Origin of the sequence: Enterococcus sp. E4-223 (assembly GCF_035727065.1) — a bacterium.
GTDB classification, from domain to species: Bacteria; Bacillota; Bacilli; order Lactobacillales; family Enterococcaceae; genus Enterococcus_B; species Enterococcus_B faecium.
This window is the reverse complement of the sequence record NZ_JAPMLH010000005.1, coordinates 107,074-123,357: the sequence shown is the minus strand read 5'-3', so window position 1 is coordinate 123,357 and position 16,284 is coordinate 107,074. Positions and strand designations below refer to the sequence as shown.

At 40.1% G+C, this 16,284-nt stretch carries 16 protein-coding genes; 13 read left to right on the top strand and 3 right to left on the bottom strand.

The genetic code is table 11. From position 1 onward, the window contains the following. The 3 genes from OS139_RS08395 to OS139_RS08385 all read left to right on the top strand — a co-directional run bounded on the left by OS139_RS08395 (position 1) and on the right by OS139_RS08385 (position 1,872). Positions 1–222, top strand: a complete 222-nt coding sequence (locus OS139_RS08395; RefSeq protein ID WP_002290506.1) for a DUF2829 domain-containing protein — start codon at positions 1–3, stop codon at positions 220–222. After that, positions 219–980 (top strand): 3-oxoacyl-ACP reductase, encoded by a 762-nt coding sequence (locus OS139_RS08390; protein ID WP_002307347.1) that lies wholly within the window; start codon positions 219–221, stop codon positions 978–980. Before OS139_RS08395 ends, OS139_RS08390 begins: the two co-directional genes overlap by 4 nt. Positions 981–1,362: 382 nt before the next feature. After that, positions 1,363–1,872 (top strand): QueT transporter family protein, encoded by a 510-nt coding sequence (locus OS139_RS08385; RefSeq protein ID WP_002332007.1) that lies wholly within the window; start codon positions 1,363–1,365, stop codon positions 1,870–1,872. 69 nt (positions 1,873–1,941) lie between these two features. Here OS139_RS08385 and OS139_RS08380 read toward each other — a convergent pair whose 3' ends face one another. Further along, the gene (locus OS139_RS08380; RefSeq protein WP_002297927.1) at positions 1,942–2,481 is read right to left on the bottom strand and encodes a biotin transporter BioY; all 540 of its coding nucleotides are present in this window, start codon (positions 2,479–2,481) and stop codon (positions 1,942–1,944) included. 139 nt (positions 2,482–2,620) lie between these two features. Beyond that, the gene (rpsD, locus tag OS139_RS08375; RefSeq protein WP_002294265.1) at positions 2,621–3,232 is read right to left on the bottom strand and encodes a 30S ribosomal protein S4; all 612 of its coding nucleotides are present in this window, start codon (positions 3,230–3,232) and stop codon (positions 2,621–2,623) included. A gap of 261 nt (positions 3,233–3,493) precedes the next feature. Here rpsD and OS139_RS08370 point away from each other — a divergent pair, with 261 nt between their 5' ends. The 8 genes from OS139_RS08370 to OS139_RS08335 all read left to right on the top strand — a co-directional run bounded on the left by OS139_RS08370 (position 3,494) and on the right by OS139_RS08335 (position 12,728). Then, positions 3,494–4,345 carry a formate/nitrite transporter family protein gene (locus OS139_RS08370; RefSeq protein WP_174123390.1) on the top strand — a complete coding sequence of 284 codons (852 nt, stop codon included), beginning with the start codon at positions 3,494–3,496 and terminating at the stop codon, positions 4,343–4,345. Between the two features lie 27 nt (positions 4,346–4,372). Further along, positions 4,373–5,008, top strand: a complete 636-nt coding sequence (locus tag OS139_RS08365; RefSeq protein ID WP_002297142.1) for a DNA alkylation repair protein — start codon at positions 4,373–4,375, stop codon at positions 5,006–5,008. A gap of 19 nt (positions 5,009–5,027) precedes the next feature. Continuing rightward, a complete protein-coding gene (locus OS139_RS08360; RefSeq protein ID WP_002332006.1) occupies positions 5,028–5,801 on the top strand; it encodes a Cof-type HAD-IIB family hydrolase in 774 nt (257 codons plus the stop codon). Between the two features lie 401 nt (positions 5,802–6,202). After that, on the top strand, positions 6,203–7,000 hold the full coding sequence (locus tag OS139_RS08355) for a TIGR00282 family metallophosphoesterase (RefSeq protein ID WP_002297139.1): 798 nt from the start codon (positions 6,203–6,205) through the stop codon (positions 6,998–7,000). Continuing rightward, a complete protein-coding gene (locus OS139_RS08350; protein WP_016628157.1) occupies positions 6,978–7,391 on the top strand; it encodes a YlbF family regulator in 414 nt (137 codons plus the stop codon). Before OS139_RS08355 ends, OS139_RS08350 begins: the two co-directional genes overlap by 23 nt. Further along, positions 7,375–10,020, top strand: a complete 2,646-nt coding sequence (gene mutS / locus OS139_RS08345) for a DNA mismatch repair protein MutS (RefSeq protein WP_002332004.1) — start codon at positions 7,375–7,377, stop codon at positions 10,018–10,020. Before OS139_RS08350 ends, mutS begins: the two co-directional genes overlap by 17 nt. Positions 10,021–10,037: 17 nt before the next feature. Beyond that, entirely contained in the window at positions 10,038–12,146 is a 2,109-nt protein-coding gene (mutL, locus tag OS139_RS08340; protein WP_002332003.1) for a DNA mismatch repair endonuclease MutL, read from the top strand. A gap of 21 nt (positions 12,147–12,167) precedes the next feature. Continuing rightward, positions 12,168–12,728, top strand: a complete 561-nt coding sequence (locus OS139_RS08335; RefSeq protein ID WP_002332002.1) for a Maf family protein — start codon at positions 12,168–12,170, stop codon at positions 12,726–12,728. Between the two features lie 83 nt (positions 12,729–12,811). Here the strand turns inward: OS139_RS08335 and treP are convergent, their stop codons facing one another. After that, positions 12,812–14,800, bottom strand: coding sequence for a PTS system trehalose-specific EIIBC component (gene treP, locus OS139_RS08330; RefSeq protein WP_002332001.1), 1,989 nt, complete (start codon positions 14,798–14,800; stop codon positions 12,812–12,814). Positions 14,801–15,022: 222 nt separating this feature from the next. Here treP and treR point away from each other — a divergent pair, with 222 nt between their 5' ends. Together treR and msrB are read left to right on the top strand one after the other, a co-directional pair. Continuing rightward, positions 15,023–15,736 (top strand): trehalose operon repressor, encoded by a 714-nt coding sequence (treR, locus tag OS139_RS08325; protein WP_002307362.1) that lies wholly within the window; start codon positions 15,023–15,025, stop codon positions 15,734–15,736. Between the two features lie 76 nt (positions 15,737–15,812). After that, a complete protein-coding gene (gene msrB, locus OS139_RS08320) occupies positions 15,813–16,259 on the top strand; it encodes a peptide-methionine (R)-S-oxide reductase MsrB (RefSeq protein WP_002294252.1) in 447 nt (148 codons plus the stop codon). The last annotated feature ends 25 nt before the right edge of the window (positions 16,260–16,284 follow it).

The window sequence follows — 16,284 nt, the reverse complement described above, 5'->3', positions numbered from 1 at the left end:
ATGACATTTGAAGAAATTTTACCAGAATTGAAAAAAGGTGCAAAGATTATTCGTAAAGGATGGAGTGGATTTGAACTTTATGTTGTTCTCGTATCCGATGATGAATTTGATGGCTGTCCAGTGACACCTTACTTATTGATCAAAACAAGTGACGAAGGTTTTTCCAGCTTCGCTCCTACAGTCTGTGATATTTTAGCAGATGATTGGGCGATCGTAGAATGAAAAACCAGTATCCAGATCTAGCTAAACAGGTTGTATTTATCACAGGAGCTGCTTCTGGAATTGGTGCTGCGCAAGCCCGAGCGTTTCTTGAACAAGATGCTTTTGTATTTGGATTAGATCAAAAGTTCGGTAAAATGGAAGAACTCTCTTTGCGATTTCCTGAAACTTTTGCCTACGCACTAGGTGACGTTCGACAAATGAAAGAACTCCAACAAGCGGTATCGAAATGCCAGGATCGTTTTGGTGAAGTTACGATTTTACTGAATACAGCGGGGATATTGGATGCCTACAAACCATTGATGGAAACTGACGAATCGCTGTGGGATCTTATTTATGAGACGAATGTGAAAAGCATGTATCAGCTGACAAAAATCATCCTTCCTGATATGATCCGTCGAAAAAGCGGAACAATCATCAACATGGCTTCGATTGCGGGTTTGGTTGCTGGCGGAGGTGGGATCGCTTATACAAGTGCGAAACATGCAATCGTCGGTTTTACCAAACAACTCGCTCTGGATTACGCAGGACAGGGTATCCGAGTAAAAGGAATTGCTCCAGGAGCCATCCAAACACCAATGAATGCGGCTGATTTCGAAGGAGAAGGCGAGATGGCTGAGTGGGTCGCAAATGAAACACCAGTCAAGCGATGGGCACAGCCGGAAGAAGTAGCTGAGCTGACGTTATTTCTTGCCTCTCCTCAAGCAAGCTACATACAAGGAACGATCATCCCAATCGATGGCGGATGGTTGTTAAAATAACCTTGTGTTTTTTTCAAGCTTCTGTATGATAAGAAATAAAGAGAGAACCAAATGGTTGATGATAAAAGAAAGTCGATGATTGTTCCCGACATTCGATGCCGAACAGCCAGTTCAAAAAATTCTTTTTAATAATCGTTAATATTCGAAACTAAGCGGCTTTTCACGACCTTTTGATATAAACGGTGTTCAAAAGCTTGCAACTGCGGTAACAAGTCCAGCCAAATGAAAAATATAAGGAGCTATTTTTATTTGACTATTCTTATTACTTGTTGCAGGGCAGCTTTTTCACTACCTTCTGCGGCACTTCAGTTGGAATTTTCTTCCCATCCTTTGGTCGCAGTCATTACCAAGATAAAATTATCTTGCAAAGGAGAAATAGAACATGGAAAAAAATAATACCCGTTCAGCCAAACGCTGGACAACGACAGATGCGACTCGGATGGCGCTAGTCACTGGTTTATATGTGGCAGTGACGCTGGTTTTGTCTGTCTTTAGCTTTGGAGTGATTCAGATTCGTCTCTCGGAGATGTTCAACTATCTGTCCTTGTATAACAAAAGATACATCGTCGCGGTAACAGCGGGAGTAGCTTTGGCTAATATTGCTTCTCCTTTTGGACTGATAGATGTTGTAGTAGGAAGCGTCAGCACGCTGATTGTATTGCTTATCAACTATAAAATCACTAGTCGCATCAAAAACATGAAAATCAAAATGGCTGTGACAGCATGCGTATTTGCTTTTTCCATGTTTACAGTAGCTGGTCAGCTAACGATTTTATATCAACTACCTTTTTTCTTGAATTGGTGGGTGATTGTTTTAGGAGAATTGGCATCAATGATTGTCGGTGGGATAATTATTTATTGGATCGGTAAAAAAGTGGATTTGTCAAAATAAAGATCTGTTTAATTTAAAATATGGCAGCGTGGAAGAGACTTTGAGTCTTCTTCCATGCTGCTTTTTTGATTAATTTGTATGAAGAAATCGATTTAGCCGTTTTTTCATCAAGATACCGATATAAGCTGCTCCAGTTGCCTTGATTGCTTCCGGCAGTAAAAACGGCAGTAGTCCACTGGCAAATGCAGTTGTAAAAGTAAGATCACCACTTATTTTCAGCCAGATCGTTCCGCAGATCAATGCAGCAAGAGAGCCCATTAGATTGGCAAAGATTGCATACAAGTAATGAGCATCCGTTCTTTCGATCATCCAACCAGTTATCCACGTTTGTAAGAGAAATCCAATCAAATATCCGCCAGTTGGCCCAAATAAAACAGCTATACCTCCAGTCATCCCTGAAAATACAGGAAGACCAATCAAGCCAAGTAAAAGATAAACTGCAACAGATATCAATCCTAGTTTTCTTCCGAGAAAAGTTGCTGTTAATCCAATAGCAAATGTTTGCCCTGTCAAAGGAACCAAACCAAAAGGAATGGTCATCTGAGAAAGGACAGAAATAATCGCGGCAAATTCCGCAGCAAGTATCAATTCTTTCAATGTTCGGTTCATAACGCCCTCTTTTCGTTAACTTAATATTTTTATTTGGTTAACGAAATTGTAAAACAAAGTGATTCCTTTGTAAATAGAAAATATAAAAAAAGACCAGCTATCCAATAGATAGCGGTCTTTTTCAAGAAAGCTTTTGAAATTATAAGCTTTGGTTGTAGTATTCAACGACAAGAGCTTCGTCGATTTCTGGATATAGTTCGTCACGTTCTGGTAAACGAGTCAATGAACCTTCCAATTTTTCAGCGTCAAAGCTTACGAATGCTGGGCGTCCAACAGTTGCTTCTACAGCTTCTTTTACTGTTACGATGTTTTGTGATTTTTCACGAACTGAGATCACTTGACCCACTTCTACGTGGTATGAAGGGATATCAACGCGTTTGCCATCAACTAAAATGTGACCATGGTTAACTAATTGACGTGCTTGACGACGAGTCGTTGCAAGTCCTAAACGGTAAACAACATTGTCTAAACGTTGTTCTAGTAAGATCATGAAGTTAACACCATGTTTACCTTCTTTGATTTTGCTAGCTTTTACGAACAAGTTACGGAATTGACGTTCGTTCATTCCGTACATGTGACGAAGTTTTTGTTTTTCAGTTAATTGCATGCCGTATTCTGATTGTTTGCCACGGCTGTTAGGTCCATGTTGACCTGGTGCGTAAGGGCGACGTGCTAATTCTTTTCCTGTGCCTGACAATGAGATGCCTAAGCGACGAGAAATTTTCCATGATGGTCCTGTATAACGAGACATTAAAATTTCCTCCAATGAATATAAGTTTTTGGAGTAAAATAATCCGTTGAAAAATTCATAATCATATAGTTTGTTCTTCAATCTTCACCTTTGCAGCCGCGGTTACACAATCGAACCCGAGACGGGGCAACAAACTAGGGATGAGTTATTATTTTTCTGCTGCATTATTTTACACAAACTACAGTATATGATAGATCATCCATGAATGTCAAGATAATTAGTACATAAAAACGCTTTACAAACCTAGGCTGTCTTTATAAAATGAGAGGGTATGTGCAAATGGAAAAAAGCGAAGGAAGTTTAAGGAGAAAATCAATGAATCCGGTATCACCATTATTTGAGAAAATCGATGCTTCAATTGAAAAGAAGGCGAATCTTTTTGAAAACAGCTTTTCACGTTACGCTGTTCGAGCGGTTCTCGCCTGTTTGTTTTTGACTTTAGGAACGGCTGTGGCATTTGCGATCGCGATGAAGGGGGAAGATATCGCGCATGGTCTAGGAAAGATTTTATACGCATTTATGTTCAGCTGGGGTCTGGTCATGATTCTATACATGAACGCCGAATTAGGAACATCGAATATGCTTTATATGACCGTGGGTGTTTTTCGGCAGAGACTTGCTTTAAGTAAGGCAGCCAAGATTCTATTTGCCTGTATTTTTTTCAATATGATTGGCGGTATATTATGTGGATTTCTAATTTCTATGACTACGCCATTTCAAGATTTAACGTTGGACAACTTTATGTTAGAATCAATAGCAGTAAAACTAGCAAAACCTGCAGCAACGATTTTGGTGGAAGGGATGTTTGCGAATATCGTTGTCAATACCGCTGTACTGATCAGCATGCGGATGAAAGAGGATGCCGGAAAAGTGATCACAGTCGTATTCATCATTTTCATTTTTGCTTTTTTAGGATATGAACACGTGATAGCGAATTTTCCTGCCTTTACGCTTGCTTACTTTGCTTCTCACGGACAGATGGATGGAATGACAGTCAGCAATGTGTTACATAATTTGTTTTTTGCTTTGGCAGGAAATTATATTGGTGGCGGTTTAGTAATGGGACTGGGATATGCTTGGCTGAATCAGTCAAAATCATCCTATGTGGACTAAAAAGTCGTTCATTAAAGGGGAAGTACCATGGAAGTTTTAGTTTTTCCAAAAAATGAGGAAAAAGCGTTACAAATGGAAAAGTACATGAAAAATCTTTTTTCCTTTGCTGGAGTACCTAAGCCGGAACGCGCTCTTTTACAACAACCGTTACTGGATGAGAGCAAAAATTTATCTATTTCTGAAGTTTTAGCTTTTGTTCATTATTATTATGAACAAATCGAAAGAGAGTATCAGTATGTAGCGATCGATTTAGTCCAGAAAAACATCAAACGGCTTACATTTGAAGACTTAGTCGTATTGTTGCCACTAGTTCAGAAAAAAGAATGGTGGGACAGCATCGACTCTTGGAGGAAAGTATACAGCACATGGTGTAAAGCCTACCCAGAGCAGCGTGAAGAAGTCTTTCAATTGTTTGAAAAAAAGGAAGATTTTTGGCTACGTCGAATAGCAATCACGTTGCAATTAGGTTATAAACAGCAAACAGACACAGGACTATTGATCCGAGCAATAGACGAAGATCGTCAAACAAAGGAATTCTTTATCCAAAAAGCAATTGGTTGGGCATTACGCGATTATAGTAAGACCGATGCCGATTGGGTAAAAAGACAGCTGACAACAGATTTGAGTAAGTTAGCTGTTCGAGAGGCAAGTAAGTATTTATAAGAAAGCGAGACGACAAGAGATGAGACGCAAATTATTTGCTTTTGATATTGATGGAACGTTGTTAGATTCAAACAAACAAGCTTTAGATAGCACGAGAGAATCATTGGAAAAATTACGCAAAGCCGGTCATCTGGTCACGATTGCTACAGGGCGGAGCCGATTTCATGCGCAAGAGATCATTCGCGATCTTGATTTTACGAACTACATTTTATGTAATGGAGCGGCCGGTTTTTTAGACCATGAACAAGTATATAAGAATTTACTAGATCGCGACCAGTTGGATGCGTTCGTTCAAGAAGCGCATCATGAGCAGATCGATACAGCTTTTGTCAGCTTAGACAATATCAAGCGTTCTTCTTCCAATGATGTAACGGTGATGGAAGAAGCGATGCATTCTTTCGGTGCTGTCTTGCCTGAATTAGATCAGTTTTTTGCAGAGGAACAAGAAATATACCAAGCGTTAGCATTTTTCGATCAAACATATGATGGGAAGTTCTCTTCATATGATAAAATTCGATTTGTCCGCTGGCATGAGAACAGTGTAGATGTCGTACCTAAAAATGGTTCTAAAGCAGCGACAATTCTGCACTTAGCAGAACAAGTAGGCATCCCTCATGAAGACATCATCAGCTTTGGCGATGGACAAAACGACCGTGAAATGTTGCGCATGTCAGGAATTGGGATAGCTATGGGGAATGCTGTGCCAGAAGTACAAGCAGAAGCTAAGATGGTCACTGATACAAACGATCAGGATGGAATTTGGAAGGCATTGAAAGAGTTAAGCGTGATTTAAAAGAGGTTGTGAAAAAGCTGTTCTGCATCAAGTAATAAGCCCAGCCAAACAAAAATAGCTCCTCCTATTTTTCGTTTTTCTGGGCTTATTACCGCAGATGCAAGCTTTTGAACACCGTTTAAGGAAGAGGTCGTGACAGAAGTGGTCAGTTTCAAGAAATAAGAAGGGATTTACGAAAATTGCTTCTCAAATTTTTGTAAAATTACGGCTTATTTCTGAAGAAGTAGATGAAACAACGTTTATTCGGGAAATGGGACTGTGACAAGATGTTTGTCATAGTCCCATTTTTTATTTTTCAAAACTAAGAAATACCAGGAAAGAGTTCCTTTTGTTTGACCTTTTCTTTCTTATTGAAAACAACTATAATATAGAGTGATGTTAAAAGAGAAGAGGAATTTAGTGTGCGGGTATTGTTTATTGGTGATGTAGTAGGTTCAATGGGACGAGAGATGATTACTGAATATCTTCCTAGATTGAAGAAGAAGTACCGTCCGCAAGTAACGATTGTAAATGGTGAGAATGCCGCTTCTGGACGTGGAATCACAGAAAAAATCTATAAAAAATTTTTGCAAGACGGCGTAGATGTCGTGACGATGGGGAATCATACGTGGGACAACCGCGGAATCTTTGAGTTTGTAAATGAAGCTAAAAAGATGGTTCGTCCGGCAAATTTTCCGGAAGGGACGCCTGGACAAGGGATGGTCTTTGTCAAAGTGAACCAAGTCGAACTGGCAGTGATCAACATGCAGGCTCGTTCTTTTATGGTGGACTTGGATGATCCTTTTCGTAAAATGAATGAGCTGGTAGAAGAAGCCAGAAAACGTACGCCGATCATTTTTGTAGATTTTCATGGAGAAACAACAAGTGAAAAACAAGCAATGGGCTGGTTTTTAGATGGGAAAGTTTCAGCAGTGGTCGGTACACATACACACGTTCAGACAAATGATGCGCGAATTTTGCCAAGAGGAACAGCGTATCTGACAGACGTTGGGATGACAGGTCCCTATGATGGTATTTTGGGTATGCGCAGAGAACCTGTAATCGAAAAGTTTCTGACTGCATTACCAAAACGTTTTGAAGTTGTGGAACAAGGCCGATCGATTTTAAGCGGCTGTATCTTGGAATTGGATGATACGACAGGCCATGCAAAAGAGATCCAGCTGATTCAGATCAACGATGATCGACCGTTCATGGAGTAGAAAGAGAGGCAGTTTTTTGCAGCAGGAGCCGGAAATTCAAAAAGAAGTAAGGAAACTGACAAAACTTTTAGGAGAGAATGAAACGATCATTCGCTACAAAGAACTTGAAGAAAAGATCCAGCAAAACCAGTATTTAGCTGAGTTGAGAGAAAAAATCAAACAAGCGCAAAAAGATGCTGTTCATTTTGCCCACTATGACAAACCAGCAGCAGAACAAGAAGCAATCAAACAAGCGGATCAATTCATGCAAGAATTTGATCAGCATCCGCTTGTTGTAGCTTATAGAAAACAGCTGTTGGAAGCAGATGATCTGCTTCATCATTTAACAACTATGATACAAGAAGAAATCAATGGACAAATAGAGGAGGAAAAACATGCCTCAAAAAACTAAAAATACTCCTATGATGGAACAATATCTAAGCATCAAGGCCCAATACCAAGATGCTTTTTTGTTCTATCGTTTAGGAGACTTTTATGAACTATTTTACGAAGATGCGATCAAAGCGTCACAGCTTTTGGAATTAACGTTGACGAGCAGAAATCGAAATGCAGAAGAACCTATTCCTATGTGCGGTGTACCTCACCATGCAGCACAAGGATATATCGATGCCTTGATTGAAAAAGGCTATAAAGTAGCGATTTGCGAGCAGGTAGAAGATCCAAAGACGACTAAAGGGATGGTCAAGCGCGAAGTGATCCAGCTAGTAACTCCTGGTACAGTCATGGACAGCAAAGGATTGTCGGCAAAAGACAACAATTTTTTAACAGCTGTAGTTAGTCAAGGAAATGAATTTGGCTTTGCTTATGCCGATTTAAGTACGGGAGAATTGAAGACGGCTCGGTTGCATGATGAAGAAGCTGTTTTAAATGAAGCCTCTGCATTGCAGACAAAAGAACTCGTATTAGGCAGTGAGATCACTGATACCCTTCGTGAACAGCTAAGCGGGCGTTTAGGGCTAGTCTTTTCTCAACAAAATGAGATGGAAGAAAACGCGGAATTTAGCTTTTTGACAAGCGAACTAGTCGATCCGCTGGAAAAAGAAGCAACCGGCAAACTATTGACTTATTTATCGGTGACACAAAAGCGGAGTTTAGCTCATATCCAAAAAGCAGTAGAATACCAACCAGATCATTTTTTGAAAATGGATTATTATTCAAAATTCAACCTAGAATTAAGCCAATCTATTCGGACTGGGAAAAAGCAAGGCACTCTTCTATGGTTGTTAGATGAAACAAAAACAGCAATGGGTGGCCGTTTACTAAAACAATGGCTAGACCGTCCGCTTATCCAGGCAAAACAAATTAAAGCAAGACAAGAAATGGTCGCTTCTTTGCTAGACAGCTATTTTGAACGTATCGATTTGCAGTCAGCATTAACGAAAGTCTATGATCTGGAACGCCTAGCAGGTCGAGTAGCTTTCGGTAATGTCAATGGGCGAGACTTGATCCAGCTGAAAACTTCTTTAGAACAAGTGCCAATGATCAGAGGGTTGATTGAAGGAATCGATCAAGGTCAATGGCAAAGTCTGCTTTCAGAAATGCAGCCGATGGACCATCTCGTCCAATTGATCGACCAAGCTATCCAAGATGATCCGCCGTTACAAATAACGGAAGGAAACATCATCAAAGATGGATTCAATGAGCAGCTCGATATGTACCGTTCTGCTATGAGAAACGGAAAGAAATGGTTGGCAGAACTTGAAGCAAAAGAGCGTCAAGAAACAGGAATCAAGAACTTAAAAATCGGATTTAACCGCGTTTTCGGTTATTATATAGAAATTACAAAAGCAAATCTTGGAAATGCAGAATTGGAGAAGTATGAACGAAAACAAACTTTAGCAAATGCAGAGCGTTTCATCACACCAGAACTAAAAAAATTGGAGACACAAATACTCGAAGCAGAAGAAAAATCTGTTGATTTAGAATATCAGTTGTTTTTAGCTGTGAGAGAAGAAGTCAAAAAGGCTATCCAGCCGCTACAAGTACTTGCAAAAGCAATCAGTGCAGCAGATGTGCTACAAAGTTTTGCAACGATCAGCGAACGCTATCAGTATGTTCGGCCAGAACTTGTCAGTGACAAGCATCAGCTTCTGATCAAAGACGGACGACATCCTGTAGTAGAAAAAGTATTAGGACATCAGGAATATATCCCTAACAGCGTAGAAATGGCAGAAGACGAAATGATCTTGCTGATTACAGGACCGAATATGTCTGGTAAAAGTACGTATATGCGACAGTTGGCATTAACTGTTCTGATGGCGCAAATGGGCTGTTTCGTTCCGGCAAAACAAGCAGTTTTACCTATTTTTGATCGGATTTTTACCCGAATCGGTGCAAGTGACGACTTAATCGCTGGACAAAGTACTTTTATGGTAGAAATGATGGAAGCCAATCAAGCCCTACGTTATGCTACGCCAAACAGTTTGATTTTGTTTGACGAACTCGGGCGAGGAACAGCAACATATGACGGAATGGCATTGGCCCAAGCAATCATCGAGTATATCCATCGTCATGTACAAGCAAAAACACTCTTTTCTACCCATTATCATGAACTGACGGTACTTGAGAAAGAACTTCCGCAGCTTAAAAATGTCCATGTTGGAGCCGTTGAAAAAGACGGAGAAGTTGTCTTCTTGCATAAAATGATGGATGGACCTGCGGATAAAAGCTACGGCATACATGTGGCAAAGATCGCAGGATTGCCTTCCAATCTACTAGAACGAGCAGCAGATATCCTGCATACGCTAGAAAATGGCGATAACGGACACCATACTGTTCCAGCTGAAGTAGAAGAGAAAACTAAAACAGCCAAACAGGAGCAAATAAAACCACCTGCAGAAAAAGTAAATCAAGACCATATACAAGACCGTGTAAAAGAAGAAAACCAACAGCTTTCTTTATTCAGTGAATTATCCGAAAATGAAACAGAAGTCATTGAATCACTGAAGCAAATAAATTTACTAGAAATGACGCCAATGGATGCACTAAACACATTATATGAATTACAAAAACAACTGTAGGAAGAAGGCGGATATCGATGGCCAAAATCCAAGAATTATCTGAACGTTTAGCTAATCAGATCGCTGCGGGAGAAGTAGTGGAGCGACCAGCTTCCGTTGTGAAAGAATTAGTGGAAAATGCAATTGACGCCGGCAGTACTCAGATTGATATCTTAGTTGAAGAAGCGGGACTGCGGACGATCCAAGTGATTGATAACGGAGAAGGCATTTTGGCAGACGACGTAGAGAATGCCTTCAAGAGGCATGCGACAAGTAAGATCCATAATCGCGACGATCTTTTCCGCATACGAACGCTGGGCTTTCGAGGGGAAGCTTTGCCAAGTATTGCCTCGGTTTCTGAAATGACTCTGGAAACGGCAAATCAGGAAGAAAAACAAGGCACCTATCTGTCGCTGAAAGGCGGAGAAGTTATTGAGCATCGACCAGCACCACTGCGTCAAGGAACGAAGATTACCGTCAGCAATCTGTTTTTCAATACGCCAGCCCGCTTGAAATACGTGAAAACACTGCACACAGAATTAGCGAACATCGGGGACATCGTCAATCGACTGGCATTGAGTCATCCATCGATTGCTTTTCGTTTAGTACATGATGGAAACAAAATGCTGGCAACTGCTGGAAATGGCGATCTGAAACAAACAATTGCGGGAATCTACGGATTATCTACCGCAAAAAAAATGCTGAAAATCGAAGGAAAAGATCTAGATTTTGAGTTATTTGGCTATATTTCATTGCCTGAGGTGACTCGTGCCAGTAGGAACTACTTATCGACGATCATCAATGGACGTTTTATCAAGAACTTTTCCTTGAATAAAGCAATCGTTGCAGGTTATGGGTCAAAATTAATGGTCGGTCGTTTCCCTATTGCTGTATTGGAAATCAAAATGGACCCGCTTTTAGTAGATGTAAATGTTCATCCGACGAAGCAGGAAGTCCGGCTATCGAAGGAAAAAGAACTAACAGAGCTAATTAGTAACGCCATTCAAAAAGCATTGTCTCAAGAAAATCTGATTCCAAGTGCAGCGGATAATCTACGGTTTAAGAAAAAAGTACCCGATCAGCCTAAAACAGAACAAATCGAAATCGATTTGTCCTACGCTTTTGAAGAAGAAAAACCTAAAAAGCCAAGTAGTTTGAATTTTGATCGAGAGACAGGAACCTTTTTCGTAGAAGAACCAAAAAACACATTTGTTGACAGAATTGTTGATAAGTCTGTGGAAAATGTTGAAAACTATTCTGGTTTTTCTGAAGAAAACACCACTTATCCAGAAAAAACAGCGAAAACGGTGGATAAGTTTGGTGAAAATGTTGATAACTTTGTAGAAAAAACAGTGGAAAAATCTGAAAAGAAAGAATTTCCCATTGTGGATAACATGGAGAAAACAAATGAAGAACAAGCAGATAAATCCGTAGAAGAGGATGAAAAGATTTACGAGGAAGAATTGGCGCTCCATCCTGAATTTGATTTCACTCAAGGAAACGACAAAACATTAGAACAAGCGATCAAGAAACTAGAAACGGAAAAACCAGTTCAACGTTTTCCTCAATTGGAATATTTTGGACAGATGCACGGAACGTATCTTTTTGCCCAAAGTAGCGATGGGTTGTACATCATTGATCAGCATGCTGCCCAAGAGCGCATTAAGTATGAATATTTCCGGGAAAAAATTGGGGAAGTATCTGATGATCTGCAAGAATTGCTTGTTCCATTTGTGTTAGACTATCCAAACAGTGATGCTTTGAAATTAAAAGAGCAAAAACACTTGCTAGAAGATGCAGGGATTTATTTAGAAGAATTTGGTCAAAACAGCTTTATTGTACGGGCCCATCCTACTTGGTATCCCAATGGAGAAGAAGAATCGATTATTCGGGAGATGATCGATATGCTGCTGACAACTGGAAATGTGAGTGTAAAAAAATTCCGTGAAGCAACAGCAATCATGATGAGTTGCAAACGATCGATTAAAGCCAACCATTATTTGAATGAAGCACAAGCACGTGTGCTGCTGAAGGATCTGGCACGATGCGAAAATCCTTTCAATTGTCCCCATGGCCGTCCAGTATTGATTCACTTTACCAATTCGGATATGGAAAGGATGTTCAAACGAATCCAAGACCCGCATTAAGTCAAAGAGAAGAGGGAAAACATGAAGATTGTATTAGCATCCCAATCACCAAGAAGAAAAGAGTTATTGGCTCATATCGTTTCAGAATTCGAGATTGAACCTGCTGATATCGATGAAACGCCATTTCCAGACGAACAGCCCGTCGATTATGTTCGTAGAATGGCTGAAGAAAAAGCACGAACTGTCTGGGAACAAGTTGAAAAAGAAGACCATTTAGTGATTGCCAGTGACACGACTGTTGTTCTCAATCAAGAGATCATGGGTAAACCAGAAGATCTGGCTGAGGCTGAATTCATGCTGAAAAAACTAAGCGGGGAAACACATACTGTATATACAGCTGTTGTTTTAAAAACAAAGGAACGAGAAGAACGGATACTAGCAGAAGCACATGTCACTTTTTATCCTTTGACAGACGAAGAGATCAAACGCTACTTGGAGACGGGGGATTATGCGGATAAGGCAGGGGCATACGGCATCCAAAATGCTGCGAGTGTATTCGTCAAAGAAATTTATGGAGATTATTACAGTATCGTAGGATTTCCGATTGGTGCTGTCAATCAGGCACTGAAAACATTCATTTAAACAAAAAAGCGGACTATCTGATTTTCGATTGAAAATCCATGATAGCCCGTTTTTTTATTGAAAAGATTACTTATCTACTCTGACTAAGATTTTACTTCAGCTTTACCGACTGCTTCGCCCGGGCGAACAAGTCCTGATTGGTCAAGAGAAAGTCCTGCAACTTTTTCATTATTGGTCAAAGCAACAATAATGTCAGTTTTCTTGCCAGCTTGTTCTATTTCTGGCAAATCCATTTCAGCAATCAGGGTCTCTGGTGTGACAAGGTCTCCTTCTTTCACGAATACATTGAAAGGAACACCCTTTAGTTCAACAGTATCTAATCCCATGTGAACAAGTACTTCCAGCCCCTCATTAGAAAGAATACCAATGGCATGTTTTGTTTCAAAGACACTCGTCACTTTACCGTTTACTGGTGCATAGACTTTGCCGTTTGACGGTTCGACAGCATAACCGTCACCCATCATTTTTTGTGAGAAAACTGGGTCATTTACTTCAGTTATTTCCTTGATGGCCCCTGCAGCGACTGCGAATAATGTTTCTTTTGTTGCAACTGCCGTACCAGTTGCTGAAACAGGTTCGAAAGACTGTGGCGTTGCTGTTGCGCCATTTGCTGTTTGAAGTTGTACATCAGCAGCATTTTCAGGAACAGCAGGATCAATCTTATTCAAAATTCCCTGACGTCTAAAGATGATCGTCAAGCCAAATGGAATGATGACAGCAATGATCATTGCGATGATGAAAGGTACCCATGTTTCTGCTTGGATAGCTAGTATTCCTGGCAAACCACCTACTCCGATCGCGTTAGCTCGAACACCCATCAAGTTAGCAAACATGCCAGCTAATCCAGAGCCGACCATTGCAGCGACGAAAGGAAAGACGTATTTCAAATTGATTCCGAACATAGCAGGTTCAGTTACGCCTAAGTAACAAGAAATCATTGCTGGAATCGAGATTTGTTCTTCTTTTTTATTCCCACGATGTAAGAAGATGATGGCTAAGACTGCAGAGCCTTGGGCGATATTTGATAAAGCAATCATCGGCCATAAATTCGTTGATCCGAAATCTGCAATCAGCTGCATATCGATGGCATTGGTCATATGGTGGAGACCAGTAATCACTAAAGGAGCATACAGGAATCCGAATACGGCACTAAACAACCAGCTGATAGAAGACGTCAATCCAGTATTTACGATATTTGAGATCCAGCTTCCGACTGTCCAGCCGATAGGACCTAAAATAACGTGTGCAGCTAAAACAGTTGGTAACAATGAAAACAATGGAACAAAAATCATCGAGATCGACTGAGGGATATATTTGCGGAAGAAGATTTCTAGATACGCTAACATAAACCCTGCCAGCATGGCTGGAATAACTTGCGCTTGATAACCAATCATCTGGACTTGAGCAAAACCAAAATCCCAAAATGGAATATCTGCTGCGGCTGTGGAAGCTACACTATAAGCATTTAATAATTGCGGAGAAACTAACGTAATTCCTAAAACGATTCCTAATATTTGTGTAGTACCCATCTTTTTTGCAATACTCCAAGTGATACCTACTGGAAGAAAATGGAAAATTGCTTCACCCGGTAACCACAAAAAGGCATTGACACCATTCCAAAACTTCGAGTGTTCAACGATTGTTCCACCAAGACTTTCAAACTGGATACCTTCAAGTACATTTCTGAATCCAAGGATCAATCCACCGACAATGATTGCAGGAATCAGTGGTGTAAAGATTTCTGCTAAAACGGCAATAGCACGTTGAACGGGATGAAGGTTTTGTTTTGCAGCTGCTTTTCCTTGTTCTTTGGAAACCCCTTCAACTCCAGATACTGCAACGAAGTCGTTATAAAAAGTAGAAACATCGTTTCCTATGATGACTTGGAACTGTCCTGCATTCGTGAACATCCCTTTTACGCTAGGTATATCTTCGATCGCTTTTTCGTCCGCTTTTCCTGGATCATTCAGGACAAAACGCATACGAGTCGCACAATGACTAACTGCAGCAATATTTTCTTTTCCGCCGATATCATGTAACAGCTTCTCGGCATCTGCTTGATATTTTGCCATATCAATAAACCCCTTTCTCTTAACTTGTCTATGCAAGTTGTTTCTTCATTTACTATACTTTTTTTCGGAGAGAATTGCAAGCGTTTTATTAAAAAGTACGAGAGAAAATGATATCGTTTTAAAAAGCTTAAAATAAGCTTTTCTTAAAAATAGGAACATTGAAATACAAAAAGAGCTGTAGTATAGTGAAGAAATGATGGAAGAACGAGTGAGGGAAAAAACATGAATAAGTTCAATGAAATTTTTTTAGATTTGGAACAGAAAATTTTAGCGAAAGAATATCCTCCGCATTCGCTTTTACCCAGTGAGAACCAATTGATCAAAATTTATGGTGTTTCACGAGAAACAATTAGAAAAGCGCTGAATCTTTTGACTACGGAAGGTTATATTCAAAAAAAACAAGGAAAAGGTTCGATCGTACTGGATCGGAATCGCTTCGACTTTCCTATTTCTGGATTGACTAGCTATAAAGAGCTACAGGAGACCCAACGTATTCCAAGTGAAACGATCATCCATACGTTAGAAGAAACAGAAGTGACAAAAGCATTGAACGAGATCACTGGCTGGGAGATCGGTGCGCCTGTTTGGCATTTGATACGCGAAAGAAAAATCAATGGCGAAGTAGTTATATTAGACACCGATTATCTATTAAAGGAAATCGTTCCTATTTTAACTCCAGCACAAGCACAAGGATCGATCTATGAATATTTTGAAAATGAGCTTTCTTTGACGATTGCTTACGCGCAAAAGGAGATCACAGTAGAAGAAGTAACGGAAATCATGAAAACAGCGATGGATCTTCACGATGACATTTATGCAGTAGTAGTCAGAAGCCTCGTTCATCTGGAAGATACCCGCTGTTTCGAGTATTCTGAGTCGGTTCACCGATTAGATAAATTCCGTTTCGTTGAGTTTGCCCGACGCCGAAAAGTGTAAATAGTTCAAAAGAAAGCAAATTGTTGGCATCTGTCCACTTTGGCGCTATGATAGGATCACAAAGGGGGCATTTTTAATGGATAAACCAATAAGACCAGAAAAAGAAGAACTGAAAGAAAAGTTATCACCCATGGCTTATGCAGTCACACAAGAAAATGCAACAGAACGACCATTTAGCGGGAAATATGATGATTTTTACGAAAAGGGGATCTATGTAGATATCGTCAGCGGTGAACCGTTATTCAGCTCTGCAGAAAAATATGATGCAGGTTGTGGCTGGCCATCATTCAGCAAACCAATAACGAAAAGACAAGTGCGCGAAAAAGCCGATTTTTCTCATGGCATGCATCGAATAGAAGTTCGAAGCAAAGAAGCAGATTCTCATCTCGGACATGTGTTTACCGATGGACCAGTAGATCAAGGTGGTCTACGTTACTGCATCAATTCTGCCTCACTGAAATTCATTCCATATGAAAAGATGGATGAATTAGGTTATGGGGAATTCAAATCACTTGTAGAATAATGGAAATACACAAAGAGCGGTACAA